This window comes from Erythrobacter sp. NE805 (genome assembly GCF_046452355.1).
GTDB lineage: Bacteria > Pseudomonadota > Alphaproteobacteria > Sphingomonadales > Sphingomonadaceae > Erythrobacter.
The window spans coordinates 659,477-677,002 of sequence record NZ_JBKFDI010000001.1; the positions used below are offsets into that span (position 1 = coordinate 659,477).

14 protein-coding genes are annotated in these 17,526 nt (G+C 71.2%); 3 read left to right on the forward strand and 11 right to left on the reverse strand.

Annotated elements, in window-relative coordinates; translation table 11 throughout:
• Positions 1–89: 89 nt before the first annotated feature.
• The 6 genes from ACLBKU_RS02985 to ACLBKU_RS03010 form a co-directional block, all read right to left on the reverse strand.
• Positions 90–1,133: a homocysteine S-methyltransferase family protein gene (locus tag ACLBKU_RS02985; protein ID WP_410178049.1), complete on the reverse strand. Its 1,044-nt coding sequence runs from the start codon at positions 1,131–1,133 to the stop codon at positions 90–92.
• Entirely contained in the window at positions 1,130–2,062 is a 933-nt protein-coding gene (metF, locus tag ACLBKU_RS02990; protein WP_410178050.1) for a methylenetetrahydrofolate reductase [NAD(P)H], read from the reverse strand. Before metF ends, ACLBKU_RS02985 begins: the two co-directional genes overlap by 4 nt.
• Positions 2,059–3,042 carry an ArsR/SmtB family transcription factor gene (locus ACLBKU_RS02995; RefSeq protein ID WP_410178986.1) on the reverse strand — a complete coding sequence of 328 codons (984 nt, stop codon included), beginning with the start codon at positions 3,040–3,042 and terminating at the stop codon, positions 2,059–2,061. The genes metF and ACLBKU_RS02995 overlap by 4 nt, the downstream gene beginning before the upstream one ends.
• Before the next feature lie 100 nt (positions 3,043–3,142).
• Entirely contained in the window at positions 3,143–4,330 is a 1,188-nt protein-coding gene (gene galK, locus ACLBKU_RS03000; RefSeq protein ID WP_410178051.1) for a galactokinase, read from the reverse strand.
• Positions 4,331–4,350: 20 nt separating this feature from the next.
• Positions 4,351–5,376, reverse strand: coding sequence for a UDP-glucose--hexose-1-phosphate uridylyltransferase (locus tag ACLBKU_RS03005; RefSeq protein WP_410178052.1), 1,026 nt, complete (start codon positions 5,374–5,376; stop codon positions 4,351–4,353).
• Complete coding sequence (locus ACLBKU_RS03010; RefSeq protein ID WP_410178053.1) at positions 5,373–6,857, reverse strand: sodium:solute symporter family transporter; 1,485 nt, start codon at positions 6,855–6,857, stop codon at positions 5,373–5,375. The genes ACLBKU_RS03005 and ACLBKU_RS03010 overlap by 4 nt, the downstream gene beginning before the upstream one ends.
• Before the next feature lie 103 nt (positions 6,858–6,960).
• On the opposite strand from ACLBKU_RS03010, the gene ACLBKU_RS03015 reads away from it, so the two are divergent.
• On the forward strand, positions 6,961–9,048 hold the full coding sequence (locus tag ACLBKU_RS03015; protein ID WP_410178054.1) for an alpha-galactosidase: 2,088 nt from the start codon (positions 6,961–6,963) through the stop codon (positions 9,046–9,048).
• Positions 9,045–10,949, forward strand: a complete 1,905-nt coding sequence (locus tag ACLBKU_RS03020; protein WP_410178055.1) for a beta-galactosidase — start codon at positions 9,045–9,047, stop codon at positions 10,947–10,949. The genes ACLBKU_RS03015 and ACLBKU_RS03020 overlap by 4 nt, the downstream gene beginning before the upstream one ends.
• 28 nt (positions 10,950–10,977) lie before the next feature.
• Here the strand turns inward: ACLBKU_RS03020 and ACLBKU_RS03025 are convergent, their stop codons facing one another.
• The gene (locus ACLBKU_RS03025; RefSeq protein ID WP_410178056.1) at positions 10,978–11,874 is read right to left on the reverse strand and encodes an NAD(P)H-binding protein; all 897 of its coding nucleotides are present in this window, start codon (positions 11,872–11,874) and stop codon (positions 10,978–10,980) included.
• Between the two features lie 110 nt (positions 11,875–11,984).
• Here ACLBKU_RS03025 and ACLBKU_RS03030 point away from each other — a divergent pair, with 110 nt between their 5' ends.
• Entirely contained in the window at positions 11,985–13,709 is a 1,725-nt protein-coding gene (locus ACLBKU_RS03030; protein WP_410178057.1) for an N-acyl-D-amino-acid deacylase family protein, read from the forward strand.
• Here ACLBKU_RS03030 and ACLBKU_RS03035 read toward each other — a convergent pair.
• The 4 genes from ACLBKU_RS03035 to ACLBKU_RS03050 form a co-directional block, all read right to left on the reverse strand.
• Positions 13,706–14,494, reverse strand: coding sequence for an SDR family oxidoreductase (locus ACLBKU_RS03035; protein ID WP_410178058.1), 789 nt, complete (start codon positions 14,492–14,494; stop codon positions 13,706–13,708). The two genes, ACLBKU_RS03030 and ACLBKU_RS03035, sit on opposite strands and share 4 nt — an antisense overlap.
• A 2-nt stretch (positions 14,495–14,496) precedes the next feature.
• The gene (locus ACLBKU_RS03040; RefSeq protein ID WP_410178059.1) at positions 14,497–15,498 is read right to left on the reverse strand and encodes a zinc-binding dehydrogenase; all 1,002 of its coding nucleotides are present in this window, start codon (positions 15,496–15,498) and stop codon (positions 14,497–14,499) included.
• An 82-nt stretch (positions 15,499–15,580) separates the two neighbouring features.
• A complete protein-coding gene (locus tag ACLBKU_RS03045) occupies positions 15,581–17,143 on the reverse strand; it encodes a hypothetical protein (protein WP_410178060.1) in 1,563 nt (520 codons plus the stop codon).
• On the reverse strand, positions 17,140–17,523 hold the full coding sequence (locus ACLBKU_RS03050) for a GtrA family protein (protein ID WP_410178061.1): 384 nt from the start codon (positions 17,521–17,523) through the stop codon (positions 17,140–17,142). The genes ACLBKU_RS03045 and ACLBKU_RS03050 overlap by 4 nt, the downstream gene beginning before the upstream one ends.
• Positions 17,524–17,526 lie beyond the last annotated feature (3 nt).

The window sequence follows — 17,526 nt, forward strand, 5'->3', positions numbered from 1 at the left end:
TGAGCTTGTCGAAGGGCTGCACTTTCTGTCTGGCCGAGAGCCCGAAGAAGGACGGTCCTTCGACAAGCTCAGGACGAGCGGGTGCGGTGCTAGGCCGCCACGAAGGCCTCGAGCCCCGCAAGCTTCATCGCCGGTTCGGGCTGCGGGATGGCGCGCGGCTTCGACTGCGCCACCGCCGCGGCGATCGCCGCAATATGCGCAGGCGAAGACCCGCAGCAGCCGCCGAGGATGTTGACCTGGCCGTGGTCCGCCCAGTCCTTGACCAGCCCCGCGGTGGTCTCGGGCGCCTCGTCATAGGCGCCGAGCTCGTTGGGCAGGCCCGCATTGGGGTAGATCAGCAGCAGCGTGTCGGCGATCTGCGAGAGCACCTTCACGTGCGGGCGCAATTGCTCCGCGCCGAAGCTGCAATTGAGGCCGATGGTGACGGGCTTGGCGTGGCGCACCGCGTACCAGAAGGCCTCGACCGTGTGGCCCGAGAGGTTGCGCCCCGACAGGTCGGTGAGCGTCATCGAGATCATCACCGGCACCTCGCGGCCCAGCGCGCGCTCGAGCTGCTTCACCGCCATGATCCCCGCCTTGGCGTTGAGCGTGTCGAACACGGTCTCGATGAGGATGAAGTCCACCCCGCCCTCGACCAGCGCCTCGGCCTGTTCCTTGTAGACCGCGACGAGTTCGTCGAAGTCGATCTCGCGGAAGCCCGGGTCCTCGACGTCGGGACTGAGCGACAGGGTCTTGTTGGTCGGCCCGATGGCGCCCGCAACGAAGCGGGGCTTGCCGTCCTTCGCCTCATATTCGTCGGCCAGCGCGCGGGCGATGCGGCCCGACGCCACGTTGATCTCCCGCACCAGCCCTTCAGCCTTGTAATCGGCCTGGCTGATGCGGTTCGCCGAGAAGGTGTTGGTCGAGACCACGTCCGAGCCCGCCTCGAGATAGGCGCGGGTGATGTCGGCGATGACGTCGGGGCGGGTGAGCGCGAGGATGTCGTTGTTGCCCTTCTGGTCGGCGCTGAGGCCGAGGTCGCCGGCGTAGTCCGCCTCGGTGAGCTTCCTCTCCTGGATCTGCGTCCCGAAGGCGCCGTCGAAGATCAGCACGCGTTCCCGCGCGGCGGCGAGGAGGGCGGCGCGGGCGCTCATGCGGCGGCCTCCGCAACCGGGCGCTTCCCGAGCAGGTGGCAGATCGCATAGGCGAGCTCGGGGCGATTGAGGGTGTAGAAGTGGAAGTCGCGCACCCCGCCCGCGTAGAGGCGGCGGCACAGCTCGGCGGCGACCGTCGCGGCGACCAACTGGCGGGCGGCGGGGCGCGCGTCGAGGCCCTCGAACAGCCCGTCCATCCACGCCGGGATCGCCGCCCCGCAGGCGCCCGCGAACTTCCGCGCCTGGGCAACATTGGTCACGGGGAGGATGCCGGGAAGGATCGGCGCCGCGATCCCCGCCGCGGCGCAGGCGTCGCGGAAGCGGAAGAAGGTTTCGGCCGAGAAGAAGAACTGGCTGATCGCGCGGGTCGCGCCGGCGTCGAGCTTGCGCTTCAGGTTGTCGATGTCGTCCTGCGGCGAGAGCGCGTCGGGGTGGCACTCGGGATAGGCCGCGACCGAGATCTCGAAGGGGGCGATCGCCTTGAGCCCCGCGACCAGCTCGGCGGCGCTCGCATAGCCTTCGGGATGCGGGGTGAAGGGCGCGCCGGGCTCGCCCGCATCGCCGCGCAGCGCGACGATGTGGCGCACGCCCGCTTCCCAATACTGCTCGGCGACCTCGCGGATTTCCGCCTTGCTCGCCGCGACGCAGGTGAGGTGCGCCGCTGCCGGGAGCTTCGCCTCGGCGATGATCCGCGCGACCGTCGCATGGGTGCGCTCGCGGGTCGAGCCGCCCGCGCCGTAGGTGACCGAGACGAAGCTCGGGGCCAGCGGCTTCAGCTGCGTGACCGCGTCCCACAGCTGCTCCTCCATCTTCTCGCTCTTGGGCGGGAAGAACTCGAAGCTCACCGCGACATCGCCCGGGAGCCCCGAGAACAGCGGGGTGTCGGTCGCGGTGCGGTATTCCTGCAATTGGTCGAGGGTCGGGGTCATTTGGCGGATTCCAGGGCGGGGGTCTTCAGCATGGCGGCGTGGGCGCGGCGCCGGGCGGTCCAGATCTTGACCACCAGCTCGCCGCCCTCCAGCGCGAGGGGGGGCCCGGCGGTGAAGCCCGCACCGCGCAGCAGCTCGGCCATCTGGCGGTCCGAGAAACCGAGGCGCGCGTGCTGGTGCCGGGTGCGCAGCTCCTCGTGGTCGTGGCTCGCGAAGTCGACGATCGCGATCCGCCCGCCGCCACGCAGCACCCGCGCCGCCTCGGCGAGCGCGGGGGCGGGGTCGGGCGCGAAGTGCAGGACCTGGTGGAGGATCACCGTGTCGAAGCTGCCGTCGGCAAAGGGCAGCGCGGCGAAATCGCCCTGCACCAGCTCGATCAGGTGGGCGGGCAGGTGCTGGAGCTTGGCACGGGCGACGCGCAGCATCTCGAGGTTCTTGTCGAGCGCGACGACGCGGTCGGCGGCTTGCGCGAAGAGCTCGGCCATGCGGCCGGTGCCGGTGCCGATGTCGAGCAGGCTGCCGAGCGGCGCGTCGGCGAGCGCCTCGGCGAGGCGGCGCTCGACCTCCGAATCCGCGCTGTGGAGCGCGCGCAGCTCGTCCCACTCGCTCGCGTGGCGGGCGAAATAGGTCTCCGCCGCCGCCTCGCGCGCGTCGCGGATCGCGGCGAGCTTGCGGCGGTCGGCCTCGCACAGCGCGGCAAAGCCGGGCTCCTCGGCCTCGGCGAGCGCGAGGAGCTGCTGGATCGCGGGAATCAGGCTCCCGCGCGATTCGCTCTGGCGCAGGAACACCCACGAGCCCTCGCGGCGGCGCTCGGCAAGGCCCGCATCGCACAGGATGCCGACATGGCGCGAGACCCGCGGCTGGCTCTGCCCGAGCACCTGCGCAAGCTCGCCCACGGCGAGTTCCATCGCGCCGAGCAGGCGGGCGATGCGCAGCCGGGTCGGATCGCCCAGCGCCTTGAAGATGTCCTCGATCACCATCTGTGCGAGGACCATATAAAGGTATTTTTATATCTGTAAATCGTCCGCAGCGCTCCGCAAGTTGACGGATGCCGGCAGAGCGGCGCTCAGATGGACTTCATCAACTTGCGCCGATCGGCGCGGCCCCCGAAATCGGCTTGAAGGTCTCGGCCGAGGCGGGGAGCCCCGAACCGGCCGCGTTGTAGCGCGCGATCGCGGCATCGATCGCCGGACGGGCATCGCGCCGCGCCACCGCGACGAGGCACCCGCCGAACCCCGCGCCGGTCAGCCGCACCCCCCCGGCCTCGCCAAGCCCCTCGCGGACCAGCGCGGCGAGCCGATCGATCGCGGGGAGTGAGACCTCGAAGTCCTCCGAGAGCGAAACGTGCGCCTCGTGCAGCACCGCTGCCAGCGTCGCGGCATCGCCCGTCGCGAGCGCGGTCGCGATCGGCTCCACACGCTCCATCTCGCCCACCACGTGCCGCGCGCGGCGGAAGAGCACCGGGTCGAGCCGGCCCTCGGCCGCCGCGAGTGCGCCGGCATCGAGATCGCGCAGCGCCTTCAGCCCGAAGTGCTGCGCCGCCGCCTCGCATTCGGCGCGGCGCTGGTTGAAGGCGCTTTCGGTGAGGCTGCGGCGGATCCCGGTGTCGATCACCGTCACCGCGAGGCTCGGGTGGATCGGGATCGGCAGGGTCTGGAGCGTGCGGCAATCGAGCAGCAGCGCGTGCCCCTCGACCGAGGCGGCCGAGGCCATCTGGTCCATGATCCCGCAGGCGCAACCGACGAAGTCGTTCTCGGCGATCTGGGCGATCTTGGCGAGCATCTCGGGGGCGAGGCCGAGCCCCGAATATTCCGAGATCGCAAGGCCCACCGCCACGCCGAACGCGGCGGAGGACGAGAGCCCCGCGCCGATCGGCACGTCGCCCGCGATGGCGATCCGCGCCGGCTTGACGCGGTGCCCGTAGCGCCCGATCGCCTGCACCACCCCGCGCACGTGGTTCTGCCAGTTGTTCTCGCCCGGGGGGATCTTGCCCGCGAGGTCGAAGGCGTCGCGCGCGCTTGCCATATCGCCCATGTCGAGCGCGACCGCCTCGAAGCGCGGCACCGCGGCGTCCTTGGCGGGCGGGCCCAATGCGACGATCGTCTCGCGGTCGATCGCGCAGGGGAGCACGTAGCCGTCGTTGTAGTCGACGTGCTCGCCGATCAGGTTGACCCGGCCCGGCGCGGCGAAGAAGCGCGTCGGCTCGACCCCGTAGGCGAGGCGGTAGCCCTGGCGGGCGCGGGCGATCAGGCGGTCACGGCGATCCATCGGGTCTCACTCTGGCAGGGTCAGTCGGCGTAATGCACGAGGGCGTCGGCGGAGCGCAACATCTGCGCGGCGCGCTCCGGGGTGAGGTCGCGCTGCGGCTCGGCGAGCATCTCGTAGCCGACCATGAACTTGCGCACCGAGGCCGAGCGCAGCAGCGGCGGGTAGAAGTGGGCGTGGAGCTGCCAGTGGTCGCTCGGCCCCTCCACGAAGGGCGCGCCGTGCCAGCCCATCGAATAGGGAAAGCTGGTCCGGAACAGATTGTCGTAGCGGGTGGCGAGCGCCTTGAGGATGGCCGCAAGGCTGTCGCGCTGGCCGGGCGCGAGGTCGGGCATCCGCGCGACGGGAAAGCGCGGCAGGAGCAGCGTCTCGAAGGGCCAGGCCGCCCAGAAGGGCACGACGGCGAGCCAGTCGTCGTTGATTGCGACCACGCGCTCGCCTTCGGCTTCGCGCTCCGCGACCTCGAGCAGCAGCGGGCGGCCGTGCTCGGCGAGCCAGGCGCGCTGCATCGCGTCCTCCTGCGCGGGCTCCTGCGGGACGTGGGCGGTGGCCCAGACCTGTCCGTGGGGGTGCGGGTTGGAGCAGCCCATCATCGCGCCCTTGTTCTCGAACACCTGCACATGGGCGAAGCGCGCGCCGAGTTCGGCGGTCTGGTCGGCCCAGGTGTCGATCACCGCGCGGATCTGCGGCGGCGCAAGGCGCGGGAGCGAGCGGCCATGGTCGGGCGAGAAGCAGATCACCCGGCACACGCCGCCCGAGGCTTCGGCGCGCAGCAGCGGGTCGTCGCTCGCCGCTCCGCCCGGCGCGTCCGCGAGCGCGGCAAAGTCGTTGGCGAAGACGTAGACGCCCTCATACGGCGGGTTCGCCTCGCCGCCGACCCGGGCGTTGCCGGGGCACAGGTAACAGGCCGGGTCATAGGCGGGCGGGAGCGGGTCGGGCGCGCTCACCTCGCCCTGCCACGGCCGCCCCATGCGCTGCGGCGAGACCTGCACCCAGCCGCCGGTCAGCGGGTTGTAGCGGCGGTGAGGACGGGCGGGGTCGAGGGTCATGCCGCGGCCTTCTCCGCAAGCTGCGCGAAGACCTTGCGCGGGGCGAACTGCGCCCGGCCGCCCAGCGCCAGCCGGTTGAAGGCGAGCGCGACGATGACACTCGAGGCCAGCGTCACCACCATGAAGTCGATGTAGTGGAGCGCGATCCCGCCCGAGGGCTGCCACGCGAAGGTGTAGAGCGCGTAGAGCGCAAAGCCCCACAGCACGCCGACGATGGCCGCGCGGCTCGCGACCCCGGTGAACAGCAGCCCGACGACGAAGGCCGACAGGATCGGCATCGAGGAGAGGCCGTTCAATTGCTGGAGGAGGTTGATGATGCTGTTGGCATTCTCGAAAACCGGGACCAGCGCGATCGAGGTGACGGTGAGGATACCGGTAACGGAACTCGAAAGCCGGCGGTGGTCCGCGACGGGGCGCACGAACTTCTCGTGGAAATCGACCGCGTAGAGGCCCACGGCCGCGTTCATCACCGCCGCCGTGTGGGCGATTACGGCGGCGGCGATGGCGGCGGCGAACACGCCGGAGAGCCACGGGGGGAGCACCTCGCCGACCAGCCTGCCATAGGCCGCATCGTCGATGTCGCCGAACAGCTGGAAGGCGACCACGCCGGGGATCACCACGATCGCCGGGATGATGCAGATGCGCACCACGGCCGCCGCCAGCACCCCCTTCTGCGCCTCCCTGACCGAAGGGGCGGCCATCGCCTTCTGGGTGATCGGCTGGTTCGTCGACCAGTAGTAGATTTGGATGAAGATCATGCCGGTGAACAGGGTGTGGAAGGGGATCGGGCTGTCGGCGGCGCCGATCATCGTCAGGCGCTCCGGCGGGACGCCGCGCGCGATGTCCCAGTCGACGGCGTTGAGCGCAAGGATCACGATCAGCACCGCGATGGCGAGCACGCCGACGCCGGAATAGGTCTCCATCACCGCCACCGCCCTGAGGCCCCCGCTCATCGTATAGGCGGCCGCCACCGCACCGAGGAAGCCCGCCAGCACCAGCATCGGCAGGTCGATCCCCGCGGTCTTGAGGAACAGCGCCCCCGAATAGAGCCCCGCGGGGAGGTAGATCAGCACCATCCCGAACAGGAAGATCGCCGACACCAGCGTGCGGATGCCGCCGCCGCCATAGCGCTGCTCGAGAAGCTCCGTCACGGTGGTGACCCTGGCGCGGTAATAGATCGGCACAAACACATAGGCGAGGATCAGCAGGCCGAAAAAGCCGCTGATCTCCCACCAGGCGAGCAGCAGCATCTGGTTGCCGTTCATGCCCACGAGCTGATCGGTCGAGAGGTTGGTGAGCGTGATCGCGCCCGCGACGAACAGCCAGTTCAGCTTGCCCCCGGCGAGATAGACGTCCTTTCTCGACCCGTCGTGCCCGCTCCGGCGTACGGTCGCCCAAGTGGCGAGCGCGATGGCGAGCGTGACGCCGAGGCACACCGCGATCTGGACCACACTTCCCCCCGCCGCGGCCCCAGTCATCATGCGCTTCACCTCTCTCTTGTGTTGCGCGCTTACAGCGCATCGGGCATCGCCGGACAAGCCTTGTTGGACACTTCGTCACCGGCTGAGGAGGAGGGAAGCCCCAGTGGAGTTCGTGCGGCTCGACGGCGAGAGCTTGACGCTGGTGTTCGCGCTCGCGGTGGGCGGGACGGCGGACCTCGCCTATGCGGGGCCGCGCCTGCCCGAGGACGAGGACCTCGCGATGCTCGCCGCCGCCGCTGCGCGCGGTCGGCACGAGAGCCAGCCCGATGTGCCCCCGGTGCCGGGGCTCCTGCCCGAGCGCAAGGCCGGGTGGAGCGGGACGCCTGCGGTGGCGCTGCGCCGCGCGGGCGCGCGGGTCGATACGGACTTCGGCGTGAGCGGCTGGGAGGCCGGTGAGGGGGCGCTCGCGATCCGCTTCGCGGACCGCCTCGCGGGGGTGGAGGTGCTCGTGCGCTGGCGGATCGGCGCGGGCGGCGTGCTGCGCTGCTCGGCGAGCCTCGTGAACACCGGCGAGGCCCCGCTCGAGGTCGAGCGCCTCGCCGCCCTCGCCCTGCCGGTGCCGGCGCGCTTCACCGAGGCGACGCGTTTCGCCGGGCGCTGGGCCGCGGAGATGCAGGAGCACCGCCGCCCCTTGCGCCCCGACGGACTGGCGCGCGAGAGCGCGATCGGCAAGCCGGGGTTCCTCGGGGGCAGCTGGCTGCTGCTCCACGCCGGGGAGGAGACCCTCGGCGTCCACCTCGCGGGGAGCGGCGACCACTGGCTCGCGCTCGATCCCGACACGCCCGGCGCCGCAGATGGCCGCGCGCAGCTCGCGGTGGGAGCGGTCCTCGGCGCGGGCGAGGTGGTGCTCGCGCCGGGCGATGCTTTCGCCACTCCCGAGGCGATCCTCGCCCTCGCCCCCGACCGCTCGGCGCTGGCGCAGGCCTTCCACGATCACGCGCGGGCCGTGCTGCCGGACCGCAAGGACTGGGGCCCGCGCAAGGTCCACCTCAATTCGTGGGAGGCGCTCGGGTTCAACCTCTCCGAGGAGGGGCTGATACGCCTCGCCGAGGATGCCGCCGCGCTCGGCATCGAGCGCTTCGTCCTCGACGACGGGTGGTTCGGCGGGCGCAGGAACGACCGGACGAGCCTCGGCGACTGGACCGTCTCGCCCGACGTCTTCCCCGACGGCCTCGCCCCGCTGATCGCGCGGGTCCGCGAACTCGGGATGGACTTCGGCCTGTGGGTCGAGCCCGAGATGGTCTCGCCCGACAGCGACCTCTACCGCGCGCATCCCGACTGGTGCCTCCACACCGAGGGCCGCGAGCGCCCCACCATGCGCGGGCAACTGGCGCTCGACATGGCGCGCGCGGAAGTGCGCGATTACCTGTTCGAGCGGCTCGATACGCTGCTGCGCGAGAACGCCATCGCCTACCTCAAGTGGGACCACAACCGCGACCTCTTCCCCTCCGCCTCCGGGCAGGCCGAGGGTTTCTACGCCCTCCTCGACCGCCTGCGCGCCGCGCACCCGCGGGTCGAGATCGAGAGCTGTTCGAGCGGCGGGGGGCGGATCGACTTCGGCGTCCTCACCCGCGTCCACCGCGTCTGGCCGAGCGACAACAATGACGCGATAGAGCGCCTGCGCATCATCCCGGCGTGGAGCCAGTTCGTGCCCCTCGAGGTGCTCGGCAGCCATGTCGGCCCCTCGCCCAATCCGATCACCGGACGCCGCCTGTCGATGGACTTCCGCGCCAAGGTCGCGGTCTTCGGCCACATGGGGGTGGAGGCGGACCCGGCGCGGATGAGCGAGAGCGAGCGCGCGACCCTCAACGCGCACATCGCGCTCTACAAGCAATGGCGCGACGTGCTGCACGCCGGCCGGCTCCGCCGCCTCGCGCACCCGGACCCGAACGTCACCGGCCTGCTGGTCACGCGCGCTGACAAGGCCCTCGCGCTCGTCGCCCAGACGGCTTTCTCGCCGGCCTTCGACGCCGCCCCGGTCCGCCTCGCCGGGCTCGACCCCGAGGCGCGCTACCGCGTGACCCTGCCCGAGCCGTGGCCGCCCAGGGCCAAGCATTACCTCGCCGCGCCGGAGCGGTGGCGCGAAGGGCTTGTCCTGTCGGGCAAGGCACTGATGACGCAGGGCCTCGCGCTCCCCCTCACCCATCCCGAAACCGCGTGGCTCGTCGCGCTGGAGAGGCTCCCGGAATGAAACTCGGCTGCTGCTACTACCCCGAACACTGGCCCGAGGAATGGTGGGCCGAGGACGCGCGGCGGATGGCCGCCATGGGCCTCTCCCTCGTGCGCATCGGCGAATTCGCGTGGAGCCGCATCGAGCCGGAAGGGGGCGCCCGCTACGACTGGGGCTGGCTCGACCGCGCGATCGACACGCTCCACGCCGCGGGCCTCAAGGTGATCCTCGGCACGCCCACCGCGACCCCGCCCAAGTGGCTCGTCGACCGGATGCCCGAGATGGTCGCCCTCGACGAACAGGGCCGCCCCCGCGGCTTCGGCTCGCGGCGGCACTATTGCTTCAGCCACGAAGAATATCGCGCCGAGTGCCGCCGGATCGTCACCGCCATGGCCGAGCGCTACGGCCGGCACCCGGCGCTCGCGATGTGGCAGACCGACAACGAATATGGCTGCCACGACACGGTGCTCTCCTTCTCCGACGCCGCCGCCAGCGCCTTCCGCGGCTGGCTCGCGGCGCGCTACGGCACCCCCGAGGCGCTCAACGCGGCCTGGGGCAACGTCTTCTGGAGCATGGAATATCGCTCCTTCGCCGAGGTCGATCCCCCGCACCTCACCGTCACCGAGGCGAACCCCGCGCACTGGCTCGACTACCGCCGCTTCGCTTCCGATCAGGTCGCGAGCTTCAACCGCGAGCAGGTCGCGATCCTGCGCACCCATTCGCCCGGCGTGCCGATCACCCACAACTTCATGGGCTTCTTCACCGAGTTCGATCACCACGCGGTCGGGCGCGATATCGACGTGGCGACGTGGGATTCCTACCCGCTCGGCTTCCTCGAGCAGTTCTGGTTCTCGCCGGAAGAGAAGCGCGCCTACCTCAGGCAGGGCCACCCCGACATCGCCGCCTTCCACCATGACCTCTACCGGGGGTGCTCGGGCGGTCGCTGGGGGGTGATGGAGCAGCAGCCGGGGCCGGTGAACTGGGCGCGCTTCAACCCCGCGCCGCTGCCGGGGATGGTGGCGCTGTGGACGCTCGAGGCCTGCGCGCACGGCGCCGAGCTGACGAGCTATTTCCGCTGGCGGCAGGCGCCTTTCGCGCAGGAGCAGATGCACGCGGGGCTGCTGCGCCCCGACTCCGCGGAGGCCGAGGCCGCCGACGAGGTGCGCGCGGCGGCGGCGGTCTTGCAGGACATCGGCCCGCAGCTTGCGGTGAAGGCTCCCGTCGCGCTGGTGTTCTCCTACGAGGCGGCGTGGGTGATCGGCATCCAGCCGCAGGGGCGGAGCTTCCGCTATCTCGAGCTGGTGTTCGAGGCCTATTCGGCGCTCCGCGCGCGGGGGCTCGACGTCGACATCGTGTCGCCCGAGGCGGACCTTTCGGGCTATCGCATGGTGGTGGTGCCGAGCCTGCCGATCGTTCCGCAAGGCTTTGCGGAGAAGCTCGCCGCGCTCGACGTGCCGGTGCTGCTCGGCCCGCGCTCGGGGAGCAAGACGGAGAGCTTGCGCATCCCCGAGGGCCTCGCGCCGGGGGCGCTCCGGTCGCTGGTGCCGCTCACCGTCACCCGCGTCGAGAGCCTGCGCGACGGGTTCGCCGAGGCGGCAGCAGGCTTCGCCGTCACCCGCTGGCGCGAGGACGTGGCGAGCGATCTTGCACCCGAGATCACCGACGGCACGGGGCGCGGGGTCGTTTTCCTACACGGGCGGATGCGCTATTGTGCGATCTGGCCCGACCGCGCGCTGCTCGCGCTGCTGGTGGGGCGCATGAGCGAGGAGGCGAGCCTCGAATTGCTCGATCTGCCCCCCGGAATCCGGGTCCGGCGCAGCCAGGCCCATGTTTTCACGTTCAATTACGCGGCCGAAGCGGTTTTCGTGCCCCATCTTGGGGCCACCTTGCCCCCTGCCGGCTGGCATCTAGACCCCCGCTAGCCCGCTCCACACCCCTCTTACACCCCTCCTAGCCCCCCTCCAGCAGGCGCCGATAATGGGATTCGAGCGTCTCCGAACCGAATTCGGGGGTGAGCTCGGCGGAGTATTCGCCAGTGGCGGAATCGCGCACCAGCATCGATTCGGTGGCGTAGTAGCGGGCGATCCGGGCATATTCGGCCTTCTCGGCGAACCACCCCGAAAAGGGCGCGCCGAGGGCCAGCAGGCGCTCGGCAAGGGTGAAGATGCGCGGCGAGACCGACTTGAAGCGCGCCGGCTTGCCGGCCACGCGGAACAGCAATTCCCCTTGTTCTTTCAGCGTGATGGCAGGGCCGGGCCCGCCGATGGGCAGCACCTTCCCGCGCGCCTCGGGGGCGTCGATGCACCCCACGATGAAGCGCGCGAGGTCGTCGTCCGAGATCGGCTTGCAGCGGGTCAGCGCCCCGTCGCCGAAGATCAGGAAGGGCTTGCCCGCCGCGACCCTTTTTGCCTGGCCCGACAAGGACTTGAAGAAGGCGGTGGGGCGGATGATGGTGTAGCCCATCGCGCTCGCGGTCAGCTCCGCCTCGAAGGCGAGCTTGGCGCGCTGGAAGGCGAGCAGCGGCTTCTGCACGCAGATCGCCGAGAGCAGGATGAAGTGACCGGCGCCGGCCGCGACGGCCGCGGCGAGCAGGTCGACATTCGCTTCGTAATCAACCGCTTGTGCATCGCGCGGCGCGCCCGAGCGCGAGGCGATGCACGATATGACCACCTCCGGCTGCGCCCCGTCCATGACCTCGGCCAGGGCATCCGGATCGGCCAGCGCGGCGCGCGGCACGGCGGTCACCGTGTGCCCCTCCGCCTCCAGCCGCCGCAGCACCGCCGCACCGATCGTGCCGCTCGCCCCGGCAAGCGCGACACGGCGCGGCGTTGGATTGGCCTTGGTCATTCCCCACCCTAACCCGCCCGCCGCCGGAGCGCAAAAGTGCGAGTGGCGCCCGCCCCTTGCACCGCCCAGCATCCTTGCGCATCATCCCGGCGGGAGAGAGGAGACACGCGATGGCGGCCCAATACGACCTGGTGATCCGCGGCGGAACCATCGCCGACGGGACGGGGGGCGACCTCCGCGAGGGCGACGTCGCCATCTCCGCCGGGCGCATCGCCGCCATCGGCAAGGGGCTCGGCAGGGGCGCGCAAGAGATTGACGCGAAAGGCAAAGTCGTCACGCCCGGGTTCATCGACGTCCACACCCACTATGACGGCCAGTGCATCTGGGCCGAGGAGCTCTCCCCCTCCTCCTCGCACGGGGTCACGACCGCGGTGATGGGCAATTGCGGGGTCGGCTTTGCCCCCTGCCGCCGCGAGGATCACGAGATGCTGATCAACGTCATGGAAGGCGTCGAGGACATTCCCGGGGTGGTGATGACCGAAGGGCTGCCGTGGGATTGGGAGACTTTTCCCGAATATCTCGAGACAGTTGCGGCAGGCAAGCGCGACATCGATATCGCTGCCTATCTCCCTCACTCCCCCTTGCGGGTCTACGCGATGGGCGAACGCGGGGCGGCGCGCGAGGTCGCGACCGAGGACGACCTCGCGCTGATGCGCCGCCTCACCGCCGAGGCAATGCGCGCCGGGGCGCTGGGGTTCGCGACCTCGCGGCTCTCGATCCACAAGACCGCGGACGGGCAGGCGATCCCGACCTTCGACACCGACATTGCCGAACTGGAGGCGATCACCCGCGGCATGGCCGACGTCGGCGCGGGGACCTTCCAGGTGGTGCTCGACGCCTTCGTCGGGTGGGACAAGGAATACAGGGTGATCGAGCGCGTGATCGCCGCGAGCGGGCGCCCGGCGACCTTCACCCTCGCCTCGGGCAACGACGCGCCGCCGCGCTGGCGGCGGGTGCTCGAGATGCTCGAGCGCACCAATGCCGAAGGCGGCGTTGCCCACGCGCAGGTGATGCCGCGCCCGATCGGCCTCATTGCGGGGCTGGAACTGACGGTGCACCCCTTCGTGCTGTGCCCCTCGTGGAGCAAGATCGCGCATCTCCCGATCCCCGAGCAGGTCGCCGCGATGCGCGATCCCGGCTTGCGGGCGGCGCTCCTCTCTGAGGATTTCACCCCGGGCCATCCCTTCAACGAGCTCGCCCGCAACTGGCGCTGGCTGTTCCCGCTCGACAACCCGCCCGACTATGCTCCCCCTGCGCACATGAGCATGGCCGGGCAGGCCGCCGCGCGCGGGTGCACGCCGCAGGAGGTCGCATACGACCGGCTGCTGGAGACCGAGGGGCGCGGGCTGTTCCTCGCGGCGCTCGGCAATTACGAGAACGCGTCGCTGGCCAGCGCGCACGAGATGCTGCGCCACCCGCACTGCGTCCCCGGCCTCGGCGACGGCGGCGCGCATTACGGGGCGATCTGCGATGCGAGCTATTCGACCTATCTCCTCACCGAGTTCGTCCAGAAGGACGGGCCGCTCAAGCTCGGCCTTGCCGAGGCGGTGCACATGCTCGGGGCCAAGGCAGCGCGGGCGGTGGGCTTCACCGACCGCGGGAGGCTCCAGGTGGGCGGGCGCGCGGACCTCAACGTCATCGACCTCGACGGCCTGCGGCTCCACCTCCCCGAGGTGGTGCGCGACCTGCCCGCGGGCGGCCGCCGCCTCCACCAGCGCGCGACCGGCTACGAGGCGACGATCGTCGCGGGCGAGGTGATCCGGCGCTTCGACGAGAGCACCGGCGCGCGGCCCGGCACGCTGGTGCGCGGGAGCGGCTACCGCGCGGCGGCCTAAAAGGTTGAGGTTCCGATCCCGCCGTCGACCACCAGCGATTGTCCGGTGACGTAGCCCGCCTGCGCCGAGCAGAACATCGCGACCAGCGCGCCGAGGTCCTCGGCATCGCCAAAGCGTCCGGCGGGGATGCGCACCGCCTTGACGAAGCTGGCGACCTCTTCCTCGTAGGTCCGCCCGTTCGCTGCGGCGCGCGGGGCGAGCGCCTCCTCGGCCCCGGGGGTGTGATGCATCCCCGGCAGCACCGCGTTGATCGTGACGTTGTGCGGGGCGAGCTCCTTCGAGATCGCGTGGCAGTAATTGGCGAGCGCCGCCCTCGGAGGCCCCGAGAGGACCCGCATCGCCGCCGGGTACTTGGCCGCGCCGGTCGAGATGTTGACGATCCGCCCCCAGCGCCGCTCGACCATCGGGCCGACCACCGCCTTGATGTAGTCGATCGGGCTCAGGAGCGCGGTCGCCACCGACTGCTCGAAGGCCTCGCGCGAGACGGTCCGGAAGTCGCCGGTGAAGGGCGGCGGGGCGCAGGTGGCGACGAGGATGTCGGGATCGGGGATGGCGGCGAGGATCGCCGCGCGCCCCTCTTCGGAGGCGTGATCGGCGATGATCGGATGCACCCGTGCCCCCGTCACCGCGGCGATCTCCCGGCAGGCCGCCTCGAGCCGCTCGGCGCCGCGGGCGGAGACGAACACCTCGCAGCCCTCGCGCGCAAGGGCGAGCGCTGCCCCGCGTCCCATGCCGGCGCTGCCGCCGTTGACCAGCGCCCGGCGCCCCCTGATGCCCAGATCCATCGCTACACCCTCACCAGCATCTTGCCGCGGCTGCGGCCTTCCATCAGGTCGACGAAGCCCTGCGGCGCGGCCGCAAGGCCCTCGACCACCGTCTCGGTCTCGACCAGCGCGCCCTCGGCTTCCGCGGCGGCGAGGTCGGCGATGATTTCGGGTGCGCGCGGGAAGTAGAAGCCGGCGTTGAAGCCGGTCAGCGTGACGTGCTTCTCGATTGTCGCGAAGAGGTTGCGCGGCCCGGCGCGGTAATTGGCGCTGTCGTAGAGCGCGATTGCGCCGCACAGCGCGATCCGGCCCTGCGGCGCGGCGGCGTCGATGAGGATCTCGAGCTGCTCCCCGCCGACATTGTCGAAGGCGGCCGCGAGGCCCTCGGGGGCGAGCTCGGCGAGACGGGCGCCGAGGTCCTCGGTCCGGTAGTTCACCACGTGATCGGTGCCGAGTTCGCGCAGCCAGGCGCATTTCGCGTCCGAGCCCGCCGAGGCGATCACCCGCGCCCCCGCGCGCTTCGCCAGCTGCACTGCGACCGACCCCACCGCCCCGGCGGCGGCGTTGACGAACAGCGTCTCCCCCGGCTCCGGTTTCAGGACCCCGTGGATGCCGCCCCAAGCGGTGATCCCGGTGAGCCCGTAGAGCCCGAGCCAGCGCTGTGCCGGACCGGCCTCGCGGTTCACCGCTTGCAACTGGTCGGCGCGGGCGAGGTAGTGGTCGCGCCAGCCATGCGCCATCGAGACGACCAGCGCGCCGACCGGCATCGCCTCGCTCGCGCTGGCGATCACCTCGCCGACCGCACCGCCGGGCATCGCCTCGCCGAGCGGGACCGAGCCGTGGATGCTGCCGGTCTCGGCCATGAAGAGCCTCATATAGGGATCGAGCGAGAGCCACAGGTTGCGCACCAGCACCTCGCCCTCGCCGGGCGCGGCAAGCGGGACCTCGCGGATCGCGAAGTCACCGGCCCGCGCCGCGCCCGCGGGCCTGCGGACGAGCACGATCTGGCGGGCGTTGGCGGGCATGACGGCGCTCTCCCCAAGCGGTTCGGGCGAGGGTGTGCGCCCGCCGGCCTGCGCGCGTAAACTGGCGAAGTTGCTGGCGCGCTCAGCCTTCGGGGACGATGCGGAACAGCCGGCCGCTGCCGCTTCCGGGCACCTCGACGAGGCCGGGCGGGGGGACGAAGTCGCGGGGAATCGCGCCGACCATCCAGACATGGGTGAAGGCCGCCCGCGGGAGCATCGCCAGCGCTTCCGACAGCGGCCGGCGGGCGCGGTGGCCGCAGCGATCGCCCTGCACAAGGTGCGAGGGATCGCGGGTGAAGGGCTCGGCGGCGGGGTAGTGGACCTTGAGCGGGTTGACGCCGGGCTGCTGCCACTGGTCGTTGACGAAGGCATCGCGCCGGGCCGTCGCCGCGCCGGCGAGGTGGTCGAGCGGCGCCAGCGCCCACGCCACGCGGCACGGCTTGACCGCGAAGAAGGCGACCCGCGCGCCGCGCGGCATCTGGTCGACCGCGGGCAGCGCCGCCTCGGCCGAGCGCGCCTGCTCGACATAGGCCCAGCCCGTCGCAGTCATGCGCACCGCGAAGAAAGCCAGCGCCACCGCGCCGGCTGCGGCGAGCACCCTCGAACGGGCGCGCACCGGCCCGATCGCGACCAGCCCGATTCCCATGCCATAGGGCAGCAGCCGCATGTCGGCGAAGGCCGATCCGAACACCTTCACCGGCAGGGCGGCGAAGAAGAACAGGCACAGGAGCGCGGTGATCGCGAGGCCCCGGTCATAGCGCACCGTGCGGCTGAACAGCGCCCAGACGAGCATCAGCAGCACCACCAGTGCCGAGCCGATGTCGAAGATCTCCCACTTGGTGCGCAGCGGCGAGAGCAGGAAGACCCACTTGTAGAGCAGCGACCAGCCCGACATCGCCGCGCCCGAGCTCTCGGCGCGCCAGATCACCATCGGGATGACCGGCAGCAGCAGCGGCCAGCACGCGCCGAGAATGCGGCCGATGGCGGGCAGCACCCGATCGCGCTCGGCGAACACCTGCGCGAGCATGGTCGATCCGGTGAGCAGGCCGAGGAACGCCCAGCCATAGGTGTGCGCGACCCAGATCGCCGCCCCCGCGACCGCCAGCCAAAGCCGCGCGGCAAGGCTGCGATCCTGTCGGTGGAGCCGCAGCCACACGATATAGGCGAGCAGCGCCAGCGCCATGCTCAGCGCGTAGTTGAGGAAGCCGTAGTTGAAGGGGTAGCCGTAGAGCATCGGAATGGCGGCGACGGCGAAGGGCGTCACCCGACCGTGGACCTCGCGCGACACCAGCAGCAGCCCGAACGCGCCGAGCAGCTGGGCGAGGATCACCGCTGCGCGCACCGAAGCCTCGAGGCCGAGCAGCGGGTGGAGCAGCTGGACCACGATATCGCCGCCGAGATTGCCGATCAGCTTCCACTCGTAGGAGAAGAACGGCTGCAGCGCGGGCCGCTGGGCGAGCTCGGTCTGCACCGCGTAGCGGCCGAGATGGCCGTAGAGATCGGTGAGCGGCGGGAAGTCGACCACCAGCAGCGGGAGGATCGCGGCGAGGCAGACGAGCGCGATCACCGGTCCGCGGTCGAGCCAGCCGGGCGCAGGAGTCGGGCCGCCGCCCGGCGACGTGATCGGGGATGTGAGGGGGGTCATTCGGAAGCGGTGGGCCTGAACACGAAGAACTGGGAAAGGGCGAAGAAGATCACGACATAGGCGGCGATCGCGGGCAGCTGGGCGAGCGCGTTGCCCGCGCCGAGGACACCCCGGGCCGTGTGGAGCACCGCGAGGTTCGCTCCGTAGGCGACCGCGAAGGCGGCGAGGAATCGCGCCACCTCGCGCGCGCCGACCGCGCCGGTCACGCCGAACACGAAGCGCCGGTTGAGCGTGAAGGACAGGACGAGGCCGACCCCGAAGCCCGCGGCATTGGCGGCGAAGTCGCCGAGGCCTGCCCACAACCCGCCGAAGATCACCGCCCAGCCCACGGCCGAGTTGGCGAGCCCCGTCAGTCCGAAGCGCAGCAGCCGCGCCAGCATCGC

Excerpts from the sequence above, each read along its gene's own strand:
- ACLBKU_RS02985 (WP_410178049.1), bottom strand. The coding sequence starts at position 1,133 with ATGAGCGCCCGCGCCGCCCTCCTCGCCGCCGCGCGGGAACGCGTGCTG.
- metF (WP_410178050.1), bottom strand. The coding sequence starts at position 2,062 with ATGACCCCGACCCTCGACCAATTGCAGGAATACCGCACCGCGACCGAC.
- ACLBKU_RS02995 (WP_410178986.1), bottom strand. The coding sequence starts at position 3,042 with ATGGTGATCGAGGACATCTTCAAGGCGCTGGGCGATCCGACCCGGCTG.
- galK (WP_410178051.1), bottom strand. The coding sequence starts at position 4,330 with ATGGATCGCCGTGACCGCCTGATCGCCCGCGCCCGCCAGGGCTACCGC.
- ACLBKU_RS03005 (WP_410178052.1), bottom strand. The coding sequence starts at position 5,376 with ATGACCCTCGACCCCGCCCGTCCTCACCGCCGCTACAACCCGCTGACC.
- ACLBKU_RS03010 (WP_410178053.1), bottom strand. The coding sequence starts at position 6,857 with ATGATGACTGGGGCCGCGGCGGGGGGAAGTGTGGTCCAGATCGCGGTG.
- ACLBKU_RS03020 (WP_410178055.1), top strand. The coding sequence starts at position 9,045 with ATGAAACTCGGCTGCTGCTACTACCCCGAACACTGGCCCGAGGAATGG.
- ACLBKU_RS03025 (WP_410178056.1), bottom strand. The coding sequence starts at position 11,874 with ATGACCAAGGCCAATCCAACGCCGCGCCGTGTCGCGCTTGCCGGGGCG.
- ACLBKU_RS03030 (WP_410178057.1), top strand. The coding sequence starts at position 11,985 with ATGGCGGCCCAATACGACCTGGTGATCCGCGGCGGAACCATCGCCGAC.
- ACLBKU_RS03035 (WP_410178058.1), bottom strand. The coding sequence starts at position 14,494 with ATGGATCTGGGCATCAGGGGGCGCCGGGCGCTGGTCAACGGCGGCAGC.
- ACLBKU_RS03040 (WP_410178059.1), bottom strand. The coding sequence starts at position 15,498 with ATGCCCGCCAACGCCCGCCAGATCGTGCTCGTCCGCAGGCCCGCGGGC.
- ACLBKU_RS03045 (WP_410178060.1), bottom strand. The coding sequence starts at position 17,143 with ATGACCCCCCTCACATCCCCGATCACGTCGCCGGGCGGCGGCCCGACT.
- ACLBKU_RS03050 (WP_410178061.1), bottom strand. The coding sequence starts at position 17,523 with ATGCTGGCGCGGCTGCTGCGCTTCGGACTGACGGGGCTCGCCAACTCG.